Genomic DNA, 15,450 nt, shown 5'->3' with positions numbered 1-15,450 from the left:
CGAAATCCCTCATGCCTCCAGGATGCCCCCGCGCACTGACAACGCTCCGTAACCGCGACGCAGCGTTCACCGGCGGATTATGAGACCGCTTCCTGAACCTTCCCAATACGATCACGAAGTCTCATATAGTGACCGCCAGTTGAGCATCAGGTGTCGCCTCTCGCCCAAGAACCTCGCCCAGGACACGACCGAGGACACGATTCATGACCGCGCCCATCCCCTCCGGCGAACGACCCACCCTCCGCGCTGTAGCCCCCGCGCCCCTGGTCACCGCCGTCGCGGCGACGCTCGCGGTCGTCGCCGCCGTCACCCTGGCACCGGACTCGGTGCGCGTTCCCCTCGCCTGCGGCGGGGGCGCCGCCGCCGTGGTGCTGTGCGTCGCCGTCGCGGTCGCCGCCCGCGCCGTCCTGACGGCGAAGCTGGCCCGCCGCCGCCTCGACACCGTGACCCAGGACGCCGGACGGCTCCTGCAGGAACGTGCCCGGATGGCCGAGGAGTTCAACCAGGAGCGGACCCGGCTGGTGGAGGAGACCTCCCGCGACCGGACCCGCTTCGCCGACGCCTCCGCCCGCGAACGCGCCGTCCTCACCCAGGAGTTCGAGGCCGAGCGACAGCGCCACGCCGCCAACCTCGCCGACGAGCGACGGCGGTACACCGAACTCGCCGTGGAGAAGTCCCGGCTGGCCGAGCAGATGCGGCGGGCCAACAGCGACCGGGCCGGCGCGATCTCGGCCACCGCCAACGCCGCCGGACGTATGCAGGCGCTGGCCACCGGCATGCTCGCCGACCTGCGCGCCATGGAGGACAAGCACTCCGACGAGGAGGTCCTCGCCGACCTCCTCCACCTCGACCACCGCACCGCGCAGGCGGGCCGCCTCGCCGACTCCGTCGCCGTCCTCGCGGGCGCCCGCTCCGGCCGCCGCTGGGCGCGCCCCATCGTCATGGAGTCGATCCTGCGCGGCGCCATGGGCCGCATCGGCGGCTACCAGCGTGTGCGTGTCCACTCCGCCAGCGACGCCGCCGTCGCCGGACACGCCGCCGAGGGGGTGATGCACGCGCTCGCCGAACTCCTCGACAACGCCGCGAACTTCTCGCCGCCGACCGCCGAGGTCCATGTGTACGTCGAGGAGGTCCCGGCCGGTGTCATCGTCTCCGTCGAGGACAGCGGCCTCGTCATGGGCGACGTCCAGCTGCGCCGCGCCGAGCGCGCCGTCTCCCCGGACGCCGAGAACACCGCCGAGCTCGGCGGCCTCACCGGCACCCGGCTCGGCCTCGGGGTGGTCGGCCGGCTCGCCCGCAAGCACGGCCTGAAGGTGTCCTTCCGGCCCTCCGCACGCGGTGGCACGGGCGTTCTGGTGCTCATCCCCCAGGACATCCTGAGCCTTCCGACCACCACCCCCGCACCGGCCCCGGCCGCGACGGAACCCGGGACCGGTGCCGCCGCGCCCACCCCGGCCGCCGCCGAGGAGGACCGCACCGAGGACGACACCGTCACCGAGCCGCGCCCTTCGGCGTCGTACGCCGCCGCCCAGGCCCCCGCGGACCTCGACCCGGACCCGATCCCGACCCACGAGTCGCCCCGGCACGACACCGACGCCCCCACGACCACTCCCACGACGGGTGGCCTGCCCAAGCGCCGCCGCGGCCGCACCCTCGCGCACGCCGAGCGCAGCCGCGCCCACCTCACGAGCCAGGCCGACCCCGAACCCCGCACCGCCGACTCCAAGGCCACCGCCGCCCGCTTCAGCAGCTTCCGCCAGGCCGTCCGCGGCATGGCACCGGACCAGGCGGCGGTCCAGGGCACGGTGCCCGAGGACCACGAGGACGAGGACGTACGCACCACCGCGTACGCCCCCGAAGACGCCGTACGGACCGAATCCGAAGGCGCCGCACGAGACGTACATGCAGACGTGGACGACGTATATGCGGACGTAAACGTAGACGTGGACGTAGACGTACGGAACGCATCCGAAAGCGCCGTACGAGACGACAAAGCCGTACGGGACACCGCGCCCACCTTCTCCTCCCACGCCCCCTCGCACCCGGAAGGCGACACCACTTCATGACCGGCACCACCACCGCCGACGAGAAGCTCTCCTGGCTCATCGAGGGCCTCCTTGAGCGCACCCCGGGCGCCCGGCACGCGCTCGTGCTCTCCCGGGACGGCCTGAAGCTGTGCCGCACGCCGGAGCTCACGGTCGACCGGGCCGACCAGCTCGCCGCGATCGCCGCGGGCATCCAGTCGCTGTCCCACGGGGCGTCCGTGGAGTTCGGCGACGGCACCGGGGGCGTGCGCTCGGCGATGACCGAGTTCTACGGCGGGGTCCTGTTCATCGTGGAGGCGGGCGACGGCGCCCACCTCGCGGTGGTCACCGCCGAGGACGCGGACGCCGGTCTGGTGGGGCACAACATGAGCGAGCTGGTCGAACAACTGGGCGAACATCTGAGCGCGCAGCCCCGGACGTCATGAGTCGTCCGGGCAGGGACGACGCGCCCGACCGGCTCTACACCCTCACCGGTGGACGCAGCCGGTCCGCGCCCGACGCCCCGTTCGACCTGGTGACGCTCGTGGTCGCCGAGTGCGATCCGGTGGTGGGCATGCAGTCCGAGCACACCGCGATCCTGCGGCTGTGCGAGCGGCCGACGGCGGTCGTGGAGATCGCCGCCGTGCTGAAACTGCCCGTGTCCATCACCCGCGTCCTGCTCTCCGACCTCCTCGCCGCGGGCCGCGTCAGCGCCCGCCACCCGCAGAAGGCCGCTCTTCCCGATCCCGACATCCTGGAGCAGGTGCTCGTTGGACTACGCAACCTCTGACGCGAGGACTCCCGCGGACGCTTCCCCGGATGCTTCCGCGCACGCTTCCGCCAGGACTCCCCTGGGTGCCACCGCCGACAACGGCCTGAAGATCGTCGTCGTCGGCGGCTTCGGCGTGGGCAAGACCACCCTGGTCCGCTCGGTGAGCGAGATACGTCCGCTCAACACCGAGGAGACGATGACCCGGGCGGGCGAGGCGATCGACGACATCAGCGAGGTGCGCGGCAAGTCCGCGACCACCGTCGCCTTCGACTTCGGCCGCATCACGCTCGACGCCCGCAATGTGCTGTACCTGTTCGGCGCGCCGGGACAGGAACGCTTCTGGTTCCTCTGGGACCGGCTCTTCTCCGGCACGCTCGGCGCGGTCGTCCTGGTCGACACCCGGCGCATCGACGACTCCTGGTACGCGATCGACCGCCTGGAGCACCACGGCACGCCGTTCATCGTCGCCTGCAACGACTTCGGCGGTTCCTCGCACACCCCCGCCCAGCTCCGCGAGGCCCTCGACCTCGACCCGCACGTCCCGCTCATCAGCTGCGACGCACGCTCCCGGGAGTCCAGCAAGCGGGTACTGATCACGCTGGTCGAACATCTGCAGACCGTGTACGCCGCTCAGGGCGCCCACGTCGATCTCAAATCACCGGAGTTGGCCCTGTGACCCCCGCCCCCGTGCCCCTCAGCGGGCCCCGGTTCCAGACCGAACCCGCCGAGCTGTACCGGGAGATGCGGCGCGACCACGGCGCCGTGACGCCCGTCGTCCTGGACGGCGACATCCCCGCGTGGCTGGTGCTCGGCTACCGCGAACTGCACCAGGTCACCGGCGACCCCGTGCTGTTCAGCCGCGACTCCGACCTGTGGAACCAGTGGGACCGCATCCCCGACAACTGGCCGCTGCTGCCGATGATCGGCCGCAAACAGCCCTCGATCCTCTACACCGTCGGCGAACGCCACCGCGAGCGCGCCGCGATGATCAGCGACGCCCTCGAAGCCGTCGACCCCTTCGAACTGCGCGCCCACGCCGAGAAGTTCGCCGACGAACTCATCGACGCGGCATGCGCCAAGGGCGAGACGGACCTCGTCGGTGACTACGCCGCCCTGCTGCCCGTCCGCGTCCTCGCCACGCTCTACGGCTTCTCGGACGAACAGGGCCCCGGCCTGGTCACCGCCCTGAACGACATGGTCAACGGCCGCGAGAACGCACTCGCCGGTCAGCAGCACCTCGCCACCTCCATGGCACAGCTCCTCGCCGACCGGAAGGCCACGCCCGCCGACGACGTCGTGTCCCGCATGCTGGCGAACACCGCGGGCTTCACGGACGAGGAGATCAGCCAGGACCTGATGGTCATGATGGCCGCCGGCCACCAGCCGACCGCGGACTGGATCGGCAACTCGCTGCGCCTGATGCTGACCGACGAACGCTTCGCCGCCTCCCTCTTCGGCGGCCGCAACAGCGTCGCCGAGGCCATGAACGAGGTCCTCTGGGAGGACGCCCCCACCCAGAACGTGGCCGGCCGCTGGGCCTCCCGCGACACCCAGCTGGGCGGCCTGCGCATCCGCGCGGGAGACCTCCTCCTCCTCGGCCTCCAGGGCGCCAACTCCGACCCCCAGGTCCGCACCGACGGCTCCGCCCTCACCGGCGGCAACAGCGCCCACTTCTCCTTCGGACACGGGGATCACCGCTGCCCCTTCCCGGCGCAGGAGGTCGCGGAGGTCATCGCGCGGACCGGGATCGAGGTCGTACTGGACCGGCTGCCGGACATCGACCTGGCGGTACCGGCCGAGTCCCTCACCCGGCGCCCCTCCCCGTGGCTGCGGGGCCTCACCGAGCTTCCCGTGCGCTTCACCCCCACCCCCGCCCTTGGAGGCACCCCCGCATGACCACCAGTACCGGTACCGAAGAGACCCGTATCGTCCTGGACCCCTTCGTCACCGACCTGGAGGGCGAGAGCGCCGCGCTGCGCGCCGCCGGCCCGCTCGCCGCCGTCGAACTGCCCGGCGGGGTCCCGGTCTGGGCGGTGACCCGTCACGCCGAGGCCCGCGCCCTGCTCACGGATCCCCGGCTGGTGAAGGACATCAACGTCTGGGGCGCCTGGCAACGCGGCGAGATAGCCCCCGACTGGCCGCTGATCGGGCTCGCCAACCCCGGCCGCTCGATGCTCACCGTGGACGGCGCGGACCACCGCCGGATGCGCACGCTGGTGGCACAGGCGCTGACGCCGCGCCGGGTGGAGCAGATGCGGGAGCGCATCAGCAAACTGACGGACGGCCTGCTGGACGGCCTGTCGCCCGACGCGGGTGCTGTGGTGGACCTGAAGGCCGACTTCGCCTACCCCCTCCCCATGTACGTCGTCGCCGACCTCATGGGCATCGAGGAATCCCGGCTCCCCCGCCTCAAGGAGCTCTTCGAGAAGTTCTTCTCGACGCAGACCCCGCCCGCCGAGGTCATCGCCACGCTGACGGAACTGGCCGAGATCATGGCGGCGACGGTCGCCGCGAAACGCGCGGAGCCCGGCGACGACCTGACCTCCGCCCTGATCCTGGCCTCCGAGGACGGCGACCACCTCACCGACGAGGAGATCGTCTCCACCCTCCAGCTGATGGTCGCGGCGGGCCACGAGACGACGATCTCACTCATCGTCAACGCGGTGGTGAACCTCTCCGCCCACCCCGAGCAGCGCGCCCTCGTCCTGTCCGGCGAGGCGGACTGGTCGGCGGTGGTGGAGGAAACCCTCCGCTACTCCACCCCGACCTCCCACGTCCTGATCCGCTTCGCGACGGAGGACGTGCCGGTCGGTGACAAGGTCATCCCGGCGGGCGACGCCCTGATCGTCTCGTACGCAGCGATCGGCCGCGACGAGAACGCCCACGGTCCGACCGCCGGCGACTTCGACATCTCCCGCAGCACCGAGAACCGCCACATCTCCTTCGGCCACGGCCCGCACGTCTGCCCCGGCGCCGCCCTCTCCCGCCTGGAAGCAGGGGTCGCTCTCCCGGCCCTCTACGACCGCTTCCCGTCCCTGGACCTCGCGGTCCCGCCGACGGAGCTCCGCAACAAGCCGGTGGTGACCCAGAACGACCTCTTCGAACTCCCCGTCCGCCTGACCACCGACTGACCACCGGCTGACCACCGACTGACCACCGGCTGACCCAGAACGCAGGGGCGGCGTGAACGCGGAAAACGTGCTTCACGCCGTCTCACCCGCCGGACGACGTTTCCACCGCGTTTCGCACAACGGCTAGGCTCCCACCGTGGCTGATATCCAGATCCCCGCTGACATCAAGCCCGCCGACGGACGATTCGGCGCGGGCCCCTCCAAGGTGCGGACGGAGGCACTGGACGCGCTGGCCGCGACCGGCGCCTCGCTGCTCGGTACCTCCCACCGCCAGGCCCCGGTCAAGAACCTGGTCGGCAAGGTGCGCGAGGGCGTGCGCGAGCTGTTCTCGCTGCCCGACGGCTACGAGGTCGTCCTCGGCAACGGCGGCTCCACCGCCTTCTGGGACGTCGCGACCCATGGTCTGATCGACAACAAGTCCCAGCACCTCACCTTCGGCGAGTTCAGCTCCAAGTTCGCGAAGGCCGCCAAGCTCGCCCCGTGGCTCGCCGACCCCACCGTCATCTCCTCCGACCCGGGCACGCACCCCGAGCCGACGGCCGAGGCGGGCGTCGACGTCTACGCCTTCACCCACAACGAGACCTCCACCGGTGTCGCCGCCCCCCTCAAGCGCGTCAACGACGCCGACGAGGGTTCCCTCGTTCTGGTGGACGCCACCTCCGGCGCCGGCGGCCTCCCTGTCGACATCACCGAGACGGACGTCTACTACTTCGCCCCGCAGAAGTCCTTCGCCTCCGACGGCGGCCTGTGGATCGGTGTCTTCTCCCCGGCCGCCATCGAGCGCGCCGAGCGCATCCACGCGAGCGGCCGCCACGTGCCGGAGTTCTTCTCGCTTCCCACGGCGATCGACAACTCCCGCAAGAACCAGACGTACAACACCCCGGCTCTCGCCACCCTCTTCCTCCTCAACGAGCAGCTGGAGTGGATCAACGGCCAGGGCGGCCTGAGCTGGTCCACGGCCCGCACCAAGGACTCCTCGACCCGCCTGTACACCTGGGCCGAGGACAGCAAGTACGCGAGCCCCTTCGTCGCCGACCCGGCCAAGCGCTCGCAGGTCATCGGCACGATCGACTTCACGGACGAGGTCGACGCCGCCGCCGTCGCCAAGGTCCTGCGCACCAACGGCATCGTCGACACCGAGCCCTACCGCAAGCTCGGCCGCAACCAGCTCCGTGTCGCGATGTTCCCGGCGATCGACCCGGCGGACGTCGAGGCACTGACGAAGTGCGTCGACTACGTGATCGAGAAGCTGTAACCGTCACCCGTACGAGAACGGGGTCGGCGAATCCGCCGCCCGGGACACCCTCCTCGGAAACCGTGAACACTTTGGAGGAAAGTGTTCACGGTTTCCGGTAGCTGTGCGGTGGAGCGGGCACAGCCGACCGGATTCACCCACAGCATCGGCAGTCACCGGGGCTTGTCACGGTCGGCCCGAACGCGCGCCTGGCGCAGCGCCGTCCGCAGTTCGGCTGCCGTGGCGCAGTCCTTGCCGTGGCACCGGCATTCAGCGGTGCAGGACTTCACATGGTCGAGCCATGCGAGCCACTCCGGCTCCTCCTGCGCAACAGATGCGTGCACGATCTCCTCGCTCATCTCACTCATCGGGTAACTCCCAACCACCTGGGCGCCACGTCTCCCCTATGGCCTGCCGCACGTACGGCCGGACAACGTCGTCGCCGGATACGCCCGACTCACGTTGCCGGCAGGTCTCTTCGCTGGTGTGTGCCACGGGTCGGCCGGTGGCCCGGACGCGTTCGAACCAGCGGAGCCGGCGTGCGTCCCTCGGGTGCGGCAGGCGCAGCACATACGGGTCCGGGTCTCGTACGGGCCGGGCGAAGTCTCGCGGGCCCGACGGCGCGGCGCGTCTGCCTTCTCCGCCCCGTCTGCGCGGCCGAAGCGGCAGCAACACGCAGTACAGGACGCCTGCCCACAGAACAGTGTTCTGCATGTCAGGGCTCCTTGGTCTGCAGCGCCGTTGAGGAACACGTTTCGGACATCGGGAAGGTGGCCCACAGGCACTTGGCGAACCGGCGCAGATCGCACCCCCAGTTCTCCGCCAGAGCCGCCACGACGACCAGCCCTCGCCCACCCTCTTCCTGATCTCCGCTGGGCAGTACCCCCTGACACATAGTCAAGTTCACGCCGTGTAGCAGCGGCGCATGCCAATGAGGCTAGGCCTGGATTCCCAACTCTTGCAATCGAATCCCATGCACACGTGCACAAGAGACCACTATCGAGTGACCCGGCTCTGCGGGGCCCCAACAAACGGGCGGATTTGGCAGACTGAGGGGTCGAGAGAGGGAGGCGGCCAGATGCCCGCAGGTGGGAAGCCGACTGTGCGGAGTAGGCGGTTCGGCCGCAAGATGCAGCGCCACAGGGTCAAGGCTGGTTTCGATCAGGCTCAGGCAGCGGTCTTCATCTACGGCTCACGCTCCAAGATCAGCCGCATGGAAGACGGCATCACCACAGCCAAACCCGCGGAAGTCCTCCTGCTCCTGGACAGGTACGGCGTCCACGACGAGACGGAACGCGAGCACCTTGTATGGCTCGCGAAGAACAGCAATCACCGCGGCTGGTGGCTCGAACACGCCGAGCACCTACGGCCCGACTACCTCGATCACATCGCACTGGAGGACGACGCCACCTACATCCGGGAATGGCAGCCGGTTCTGTTCCCCGGTCTCCTGCAAACCCCGGCCTACGCGGAAGCGATCATCACGACAGGCCCCAACTACGTTGCCCCTGAACGGGTCACCCACTTGGTGAAAGCACGCGAAGGCCGACAGGCCAAGATCGACGAAGGCGGAACCGCGTACACCGCCATCCTCTGGGAAGCAGTCATCGCGCATCCCTTGGTGAGCGTCGAGATTCACCGGGAACAACTGTCCGCAATCGTTGAGGTGGGGAAAAGGCCGCATGTGACCGTGCAGGTGCTGCCGTTCGCAGCGGGAGCCCTGGCAGGCTCGACTTCCGCGTTCTCCTCCTTCAGCTTCGATTCGGAACCGACTGTCGAAGCCGTGACACTCGACAACCTGAGAGGTTCGTCGGTCCTTGAGGGCACGGAGGATCTCGCGGCTTACGCCAACGCGTTCGACCTACTACGATCGTCAGCACTGACGCCGGACGCGAGCACAAGACTCATCCGGCGCGTGCTGCGGAGCAGTAAGGAAGACGCGTCGTGACCGAGCCCATAGGCCCCTTCCGGAAGTCCTCGTATTCCGGTCAGGAGAACAACTGCGTAGAGGTTGCGGCCACCGCCGGGGGCGGTCGTGCCGTACGCGACAGCAAGGAACAGAACGGACCGCTGCTCTCCTTCACCCGCAACGGATGGCAGGCATTCGTCACCGGGGCGCAGGCCGGCGCGTTCGGTCACCTCACCCACCAGGGCTGACCTCCGTACAAACTCGCGAGGCGCCCGGCGATCCAGCAATCGCCGGGCGCCTTCTTCTCACGCCGCTGTACAGCTCATGCTCGGCACGGCCCCACCTCCCGGCGCTCCCCCGAACCCGAAGCTCACCGAACCGCCCACCGCCACAGCCCCGTTGTGATCGGCGTTCACCGCGGTGACGGTCGCCCCGCTCTGCGTGTACGTCGCGTTCCACATGCTCGTGACCTTCTGCGCCCCGCTCCATGTCCAGGTGACCTTCCAGGACTTGAGAGCGACCGTCCCCGTATTGGTCACCTTCACATCGGCGTTGAACCCGCTGCCCCAGTCACTGCTGACCGTGTAGCCGGCACCGCAGGCCGCCGTGCTCCCGCCACCACCGCCGTCTCCCCCGCCGGTGCCCGGGAAGCCGGGCGCCTTCACGCTCGCCAGATATCCGTCCTTCACCGTGTCCACGGTCGCCCAGTCGTCCTTCAGGATCCCGCCCGTGTCACCGGAGTTGGGGTTCCACGACCAGAAGGTCCAGGAGACGCTGTCGGCGCCGTAGGTGGCCGTCGGCCGCAGGTAGGAGACGAGCGCGGCCAGCCACTTCTGGTCCACGGTCGACTGGAGCGTGGTCCCGAACTCGCCCACCCACACCGGCGCGATGTTCTGCTTGAACAGATAGCCCCAGTACCTGTCCCACACCCCGGGCATGTTGTCGGGGAAGGACGGATCACTGAACCAGCTCTGCTGCGCCACGCTCGTCGCGTAGTCGTGCGCGGAGTACACGACCCGGTCGGCCACACTCAACTGCACCGGATACTGCCCGGCGCCCATCAGGTTGCCGCCCCACCAGCCGGACACGCCCGCGTACGTCTGCACGCCCTCCACGAAGATCAGCAGCTGCGGATTGACGGACAGCACGGCGTTCCCGGCCCGTTGCGCGGCCGCCCGCCAGTCCGTCGCCGCGTCCCCACAGCCCCAACAGGCGGGGTCGTGGGGCTCGTTGTGCAGATCGATGCCGATGACGGTGTCCTGTCCGGCGTAACGCGCCGCCAGCGCCTTCAGATCGGCGATCCACGTCGACTCGGGGACGGCGGAGGTGTACCAGAGCGCCGACTGGGCGCCCGCGTCCGGCCGGTGCCGGTCGAGGATGACCTTGAGGCCGTCCTGACCGGCGTACGCCACGATCCTGTCCATGACCTGCAGGGAGTTCAGCCCCTGCAGATCGGCGTTCTTGCCGGAGGAGAAGTCGATGCTGTTGGGCACGGCACCGGCGCCCTTGAAGAGGTCGTCGCTGTACGGGAGCCGGATGGTGTTGTAGCCCAGCGACTTCATCTGGTCGATCATGCTCTTGTAGTCGCGCGACCAGAGTCCGTGCACGACGTGGTTCCCGGTCTCGAAGCCGAACCAGTTGACGCCGGCGATACGGACGGGCTGACCCGCCGCATCGAGGATCTGACGGCCGCCGGTGTGCCAGTACCCGGCGCCGGGAGCCGCGGCGGCGTGCGCGGTCTGAACGCCCGCCAGGGGCAGCAGAAGCCCGGCGGCCACGGCGCACAGCGCTCTTCGCAAACTGCGGAACATGTGCGGGTTCCTCTCGGGGAGGCGCGGCCCCGGAACGGATGGGAGCGCTCCCATGTGCCGCGTACTCCCCATGGAACAAATGGTTCATGGGCACGTCAAGGATCCGGGCGGAATCCATGTGACCGCGGGTGCCGTGCAGCGCCCCTTCAGGGGCGCGGGGAACTAACGCGACAAGCCCCCACCGGCCCGCAGAGCGCAATCCCCGCCGCACGCCGCACGCCGCACCCCCTATGACTTGCGCAACAACCTCTTCAGCCCGAAGCCCGCCGCCAGAACCGCGGCAACGGCAAGCGCCCCCTTGGCCCCGGAGCTCATGCCGCCACCCCCGCCACCGCCCGCCGACGCCGAACCCCCGCCCGCCGAGGGCGACTTGGAGCCGGAACCACCGCCGGGAGCCGACTCGGCCTGCACCGGGCTGTCCTTGCCCTCACTCCCGTACATCAGCTTGGACCCGTCGGCGGTGTAGGTGACGGACTCCCCCTGCCCCTGGAGCGGCACGTTCAGCCGCCCCTGCCGCTTGATCTTCCCGCCGTTCCAGGCGTACGCGATCCCGCCGAAGTACCCGCGTACGACGAGTGTTTCGCCGTCGGGCGAGAAGGCGCCGTCGGTGACCCAGAGGTCGATGGTGGCGACGGACCGGAAGATGTTGGTGCCCGACGCGGAGAGCCGGGCCGGACCCTCGTACAGGTGGCCGCCGTCCTCGTTCTTGTCGGCGATGTAGACCCGCCCGGTCTTCGGATGGACCATCAGCGCCTCGGCGTTGCGGGGCCCGTCCGCGTACTTCACGACGTACTGGGTGGCACGGATCGTCTGGTCCTTGAGCACCTTCGGCTCCGGCAGCTTGTAGATCCACACGTACGACCACTTGCCGCCGAGGTTGTCTCCGATGTCGCCGACGTAGAGGTCGCCGTCCGGCCCGATGGAGATGGCCTCGACGTCACGCGGCGCGCCCACTCCGCGCATGGTGACGGTGGCGACGGTCTCGCCGGTCCTGCTGTCGACGGCGTAGAGGTACGGGCCGTCGTCGCTGTCGTCGTGGGTCCAGTAGATGCCGGGGTGGAGGTGGGAGGCGGCGAGTCCGCTGGACTCGGTGATCCGGGGATCCTTGATCGTGAACCCCCCGTCCCCGTCGGCGGCGAGGGCCGGCGCCGGCAGCGCAAGGCCGAACACGACAGCGGCAGCGGCGGAGGCGGCTCCGGCGAGGAACGAGGGCGATCGGCGCATGGGCCAAGCCTGCCATCCCGGTGGCATCGGGGCCCGGGGGCGCCCGCGCGGAAACACCGGCCCCCGCGTGTCCATCCTCACACTCCACGGCCCACGCGACGCGTACTGATCGCCCGCCCGATCATCCATGATGAGCGGATGCTCAGGTTCATGCCCGTCGGCGACTCCATGACGATCGGAAGCGCGGGCGAACACACATGGCGTTACCGGATGTGGCAGCACCTGCGTGCGACGTACGGGGGCCCGTTCCTGATCGTCGGTCCGCGCGAGACGCTGTACGACAAGGCGACGGAATCCCCCGACTCCTACGAGTACGCCGACCCGGACTTCCCCCGTGCCCATCTGGCGGGCTGGGGCGAGGGCTGGCAGCACATGACCCCGCTGATCGGCGAGGCGGTCCGCTCCCACCGCGCGGACGTCCTGCTGGTCTCCCTGGGCCTGATCGACCTGGGCTTCTACACGAACGCGGAACAGACGGCGGCGAACGCCCGCGCCTTCATCGCGGAGGCCCGCGCGGCGAACCCGCGCGTCCACATGGTCCTGCTCCCGGTGATACCGAACGTCCGTGCGGAGTCCGACGCCGCCTTCGCGGCCGAGGTCGCCTCCTTCAACGAGCTCCTGGCGAAGACGGCCGCCGACCTCGACGAACCCCGCTCCCCCCTCCTCCTGGCCACCCCTCCCCTCGCGTACGACACCGGTCTCGACACATACGACGGCACGCACCCGAACGCGGCCGGCGAACACAAGATCGCGGAAGCCTTCGCGGAGGCGATGTACCAGGCCTGGGACCTCGGCGAGCCCTACTCCCCCTGAGACCAGGGACGTGACCCGGTCACCGTGCGTATCGTTGTACCGCGCGGCTGTACTCGACCGGGTTGCGGCCGGGGAGGAGCGCCACCATGACCGTCGTAGAGAACGACAGGATCGCCATGGCCACCATCAACGAACAGATCCTGGACGAGATGTTCGACCAGATGACCGTCCCCGAGGGCTTCAAGGCCGAGATCGTCGAGGGGGCCGTCTTCATGGTGCCGCAGCGGGACATTCACTGGTTGATCATCCGCAGAATCATCCACGCTCTGGACACTACGTTCGGCATGGACTCCATGGTCTTTTCAGATGTGCGGATCGACTTCCCCGGCCACCTCAACGGCCTCTGCCCGGATGTGGCGAAGTTGCGCGACGGCTCCGAGAAGGACGCCGAGGGCCGTTGGCGCCACCAGGACATGGAGTTCATCGCCGAGGTCATCTCCAAGGACACCGCCAGGAACGACTACGGCCCCAAGAAGACCGCCTACGCCCTCGCCGAAGTCCCCGTCTACCTCGTCGCCGACCCCTACCAGGGCCGGTGCCACCTCTTCACCCAGCCCAAGGACGGCGAGTACGTCACGGAGACGACGGTCTCCTTCGGAGGGGACGTCGACCTCACTATCGGCAGCCTCGGCCTCACCCTCAAGACCGACGAGTTCCCCCGCGAGTAACCACGTCACCGTGCGTATCGTTGTACCGCGCGGCTGCGCTCGACCGGGTTGCGGCCGGGGAGGAGCGCCACGATGACCGTCCTTGAAGACAGGATCGAGATGGCCGAGGAAAGCGGCGAACTGACCCTGGACGTCATGTTCGAGTGTCTTGAGAAGATGCCCATCCCCGAGGGAACGAAGGTCGAGATCGTCGGGGGGAACATCTTCATGTCACCGCAGCGGCAGCATCACTGGGAGATCGTCCTCGACCTCGTGGAGCAACTGCGCGCCAAGTACCCGCGCAAGCGGCTGACGTCGGACGTACGGATCGACTTCCCGGGACACCTGAACGGTTTCGCCTGCGACGTGGCCGCGATGGCCGACCGATCGGTGAAGGACAACAAGGGCCGTTGGCGCTACCAGGACGTCGAGTTCGTGGCAGAGGTCATCTCCAAGGACACCGCCGCCAACGACCACGGCCCCAAGAAACTCACCTACGCCCTCGCCGAAGTCCCCGTCTACCTCGTCGCCGACCCCTACCAGGGCCGGTGCCACCTCTTCACCGAGCCCAAGCGCGGCGACTACACGGTCGAGGCGAAGATCGTCTTCGGTGACCCCGTGGACCTCGCCACCACCGTGGTCGGCCTCGCCCTTCGAACCGACGAATTCCCCCGCGACTGACCCGCCACACGGGGCACCTCCCTTGCCTAGAGCGCACTCCACGTCGTTGGCTGGGGAGTCATGAAGTACACGCAGCTCGGACGCACGGGACTCAAGGTCAGCCGACTCGTCCTCGGCACCATGAACTTCGGTCCGCAGACCGACGAATCCGACAGCCACGCCATCATGGACGCGGCGCTGGACGCGGGAATCAACTACTTCGACACGGCCAATGTCTACGGGTGGGGCGCCGACAAGGGCCGCACGGAATCGATCATCGGGAACTGGTTCGCGAAGGGCGGCGAGCGGCGCGACAAGGTCGTGCTCGCCACCAAGGTGTACGGGAACATGGCCGCCGAGGGCGACGCCTGGCCCAACCACGACAAGCTGTCGGCCCTGAACATCCGGCGGGCCGTGGACGCCTCCCTCAAGCGGCTCCGGACCGACTACATCGACGTCTACCAGTTCCACCACGTCGACCGCAGCACTCCCTTCGAGGAGATCTGGCAGGCCATCGACGTACTGGTGCAGCAGGGCAAGATCCTCTACGTCGGGTCCTCCAACTTCCCCGGGTACAAGATCGCCCAGGCCAACGAGATCGCCGCGCGGCGCCACGGCACCATCGGTCTCGTCAGTGAGCAGTGCCTCTACAACCTCGCCGAACGGCGCGCCGAGATGGAGGTCATCCCGGCCGCGCAGGAGTACGGCCTCGGGGTCATCCCCTGGTCGCCGCTCCAGGGCGGTCTGCTGGGCGGGGTCATCAAGAAGGAGATCCAGGGTGGGCGTCGCGCCTCCGGCCGGGCCGCCGACACCCTCGCCAACCCCACCAGCCGCGCCCAGATCCAGGCCTACGAGGACCTGCTCGACAAGCACGGCATCGAGCCCGGAGAAGCCGCCCTGGCCTGGCTGCTGACCCGCCCCGGCGTCACCGGCCCCATCGTCGGCCCGCGCACCGCCGAACAGCTGGAGTCCGCGCTGCGCGCCGTCGAGCTGGAGCTCGGCGAGGACCTGCTGACCGGCCTGGACGAGATCTTCCCGGGTCCGGGGCCGTCCCCGGAGGCCTTCGCCTGGTAGCACTCCCCAGGGGGCGCCCGCCGGGGCGCCCCCTCTCGGGGCGCGCGGAACCGCGCGGCCGGCCACGACCTGCCCGCGGGCAGACGAGCGGCGCGGTATTCCGGCCGACCCGGCGGAGCGGTATTCCGGCCGACCCGGCGGAGCGGTCCGG

Annotated in this window: 16 protein-coding genes; 13 read left to right on the top strand and 3 right to left on the bottom strand. The window is 69.3% G+C overall.

Translation table 11 applies throughout. From position 1 onward, the window contains the following. Positions 1-203: 203 nt before the first annotated feature. The 7 genes from RV986_RS29355 (at position 204) to serC (ending at position 7,182) form a co-directional block, all read left to right on the top strand. Positions 204-2,066 (top strand): sensor histidine kinase, encoded by a 1,863-nt coding sequence (locus tag RV986_RS29355; RefSeq protein ID WP_475920258.1) that lies wholly within the window; start codon positions 204-206, stop codon positions 2,064-2,066. After that, positions 2,063-2,470 carry a roadblock/LC7 domain-containing protein gene (locus RV986_RS29350; protein WP_054235659.1) on the top strand — a complete coding sequence of 136 codons (408 nt, stop codon included), beginning with the start codon at positions 2,063-2,065 and terminating at the stop codon, positions 2,468-2,470. The genes RV986_RS29355 and RV986_RS29350 overlap by 4 nt, the downstream gene beginning before the upstream one ends. Continuing rightward, on the top strand, positions 2,467-2,814 hold the full coding sequence (locus RV986_RS29345; protein WP_475920257.1) for a DUF742 domain-containing protein: 348 nt from the start codon (positions 2,467-2,469) through the stop codon (positions 2,812-2,814). The genes RV986_RS29350 and RV986_RS29345 overlap by 4 nt, the downstream gene beginning before the upstream one ends. After that, complete coding sequence (locus RV986_RS29340; RefSeq protein ID WP_475920256.1) at positions 2,795-3,472, top strand: GTP-binding protein; 678 nt, start codon at positions 2,795-2,797, stop codon at positions 3,470-3,472. Before RV986_RS29345 ends, RV986_RS29340 begins: the two co-directional genes overlap by 20 nt. Beyond that, the gene (locus RV986_RS29335) at positions 3,469-4,692 is read left to right on the top strand and encodes a cytochrome P450 (RefSeq protein WP_475920255.1); all 1,224 of its coding nucleotides are present in this window, start codon (positions 3,469-3,471) and stop codon (positions 4,690-4,692) included. The genes RV986_RS29340 and RV986_RS29335 overlap by 4 nt, the downstream gene beginning before the upstream one ends. Beyond that, on the top strand, positions 4,689-5,927 hold the full coding sequence (locus tag RV986_RS29330) for a cytochrome P450 family protein (RefSeq protein WP_475920254.1): 1,239 nt from the start codon (positions 4,689-4,691) through the stop codon (positions 5,925-5,927). Before RV986_RS29335 ends, RV986_RS29330 begins: the two co-directional genes overlap by 4 nt. Before the next feature lie 136 nt (positions 5,928-6,063). After that, positions 6,064-7,182 carry a phosphoserine transaminase gene (gene serC / locus RV986_RS29325; RefSeq protein WP_475920253.1) on the top strand — a complete coding sequence of 373 codons (1,119 nt, stop codon included), beginning with the start codon at positions 6,064-6,066 and terminating at the stop codon, positions 7,180-7,182. A 152-nt stretch (positions 7,183-7,334) separates the two neighbouring features. Here serC and RV986_RS29320 read toward each other — a convergent pair whose 3' ends face one another. Next, a complete protein-coding gene (locus RV986_RS29320; protein WP_475920252.1) occupies positions 7,335-7,529 on the bottom strand; it encodes a hypothetical protein in 195 nt (64 codons plus the stop codon). Positions 7,530-8,239: 710 nt separating this feature from the next. On the opposite strand from RV986_RS29320, the gene RV986_RS29315 reads away from it, so the two are divergent. Together RV986_RS29315 and RV986_RS29310 are read left to right on the top strand one after the other, a co-directional pair. After that, entirely contained in the window at positions 8,240-9,109 is an 870-nt protein-coding gene (locus RV986_RS29315; RefSeq protein WP_475920251.1) for a helix-turn-helix domain-containing protein, read from the top strand. Continuing rightward, complete coding sequence (locus tag RV986_RS29310; RefSeq protein ID WP_475920250.1) at positions 9,106-9,318, top strand: DUF397 domain-containing protein; 213 nt, start codon at positions 9,106-9,108, stop codon at positions 9,316-9,318. Before RV986_RS29315 ends, RV986_RS29310 begins: the two co-directional genes overlap by 4 nt. 57 nt (positions 9,319-9,375) lie before the next feature. On the opposite strand, the gene RV986_RS29305 is transcribed toward RV986_RS29310, so the two are convergent. Beyond that, positions 9,376-10,881 (bottom strand): cellulase family glycosylhydrolase, encoded by a 1,506-nt coding sequence (locus RV986_RS29305; RefSeq protein WP_475920249.1) that lies wholly within the window; start codon positions 10,879-10,881, stop codon positions 9,376-9,378. A 228-nt stretch (positions 10,882-11,109) separates the two neighbouring features. Next, on the bottom strand, positions 11,110-12,105 hold the full coding sequence (locus tag RV986_RS29300) for a WD40 repeat domain-containing protein (RefSeq protein WP_475920248.1): 996 nt from the start codon (positions 12,103-12,105) through the stop codon (positions 11,110-11,112). Positions 12,106-12,243: 138 nt separating this feature from the next. Here RV986_RS29300 and RV986_RS29295 point away from each other — a divergent pair, with 138 nt between their 5' ends. The 4 genes from RV986_RS29295 to RV986_RS29280 all read left to right on the top strand — a co-directional run bounded on the left by RV986_RS29295 (position 12,244) and on the right by RV986_RS29280 (position 15,299). Beyond that, positions 12,244-12,918: an SGNH/GDSL hydrolase family protein gene (locus RV986_RS29295; protein WP_475920247.1), complete on the top strand. Its 675-nt coding sequence runs from the start codon at positions 12,244-12,246 to the stop codon at positions 12,916-12,918. A gap of 86 nt (positions 12,919-13,004) precedes the next feature. Beyond that, a complete protein-coding gene (locus RV986_RS29290) occupies positions 13,005-13,586 on the top strand; it encodes a Uma2 family endonuclease (protein WP_475920246.1) in 582 nt (193 codons plus the stop codon). 72 nt (positions 13,587-13,658) lie between these two features. Then, complete coding sequence (locus RV986_RS29285; RefSeq protein ID WP_475920245.1) at positions 13,659-14,246, top strand: Uma2 family endonuclease; 588 nt, start codon at positions 13,659-13,661, stop codon at positions 14,244-14,246. Between the two features lie 60 nt (positions 14,247-14,306). Beyond that, positions 14,307-15,299, top strand: coding sequence for an aldo/keto reductase (locus RV986_RS29280; RefSeq protein ID WP_475920244.1), 993 nt, complete (start codon positions 14,307-14,309; stop codon positions 15,297-15,299). Positions 15,300-15,450: the final 151 nt, after the last annotated feature.

It is taken from the genome of Streptomyces sp. RLA012 (genome assembly GCF_056270325.1).
Note: the sequence above shows the minus strand (reverse complement) of the source record. Positions and strands in the feature narration are given on the sequence as shown.

Coding starts and splice junctions, on each gene's coding strand:
- RV986_RS29355 (WP_475920258.1), top strand. CDS start 204: ATGACCGCGCCCATCCCCTCCGGCGAACGACCCACCCTCCGCGCTGTA.
- RV986_RS29350 (WP_054235659.1), top strand. CDS start 2,063: ATGACCGGCACCACCACCGCCGACGAGAAGCTCTCCTGGCTCATCGAG.
- RV986_RS29345 (WP_475920257.1), top strand. CDS start 2,467: ATGAGTCGTCCGGGCAGGGACGACGCGCCCGACCGGCTCTACACCCTC.
- RV986_RS29330 (WP_475920254.1), top strand. CDS start 4,689: ATGACCACCAGTACCGGTACCGAAGAGACCCGTATCGTCCTGGACCCC.
- RV986_RS29320 (WP_475920252.1), bottom strand. CDS start 7,529: ATGAGTGAGATGAGCGAGGAGATCGTGCACGCATCTGTTGCGCAGGAG.
- RV986_RS29315 (WP_475920251.1), top strand. CDS start 8,240: ATGCCCGCAGGTGGGAAGCCGACTGTGCGGAGTAGGCGGTTCGGCCGC.
- RV986_RS29305 (WP_475920249.1), bottom strand. CDS start 10,881: ATGTTCCGCAGTTTGCGAAGAGCGCTGTGCGCCGTGGCCGCCGGGCTT.
- RV986_RS29300 (WP_475920248.1), bottom strand. CDS start 12,105: ATGCGCCGATCGCCCTCGTTCCTCGCCGGAGCCGCCTCCGCCGCTGCC.
- RV986_RS29295 (WP_475920247.1), top strand. CDS start 12,244: ATGCTCAGGTTCATGCCCGTCGGCGACTCCATGACGATCGGAAGCGCG.
- RV986_RS29290 (WP_475920246.1), top strand. CDS start 13,005: ATGACCGTCGTAGAGAACGACAGGATCGCCATGGCCACCATCAACGAA.
- RV986_RS29285 (WP_475920245.1), top strand. CDS start 13,659: ATGACCGTCCTTGAAGACAGGATCGAGATGGCCGAGGAAAGCGGCGAA.
- RV986_RS29280 (WP_475920244.1), top strand. CDS start 14,307: ATGAAGTACACGCAGCTCGGACGCACGGGACTCAAGGTCAGCCGACTC.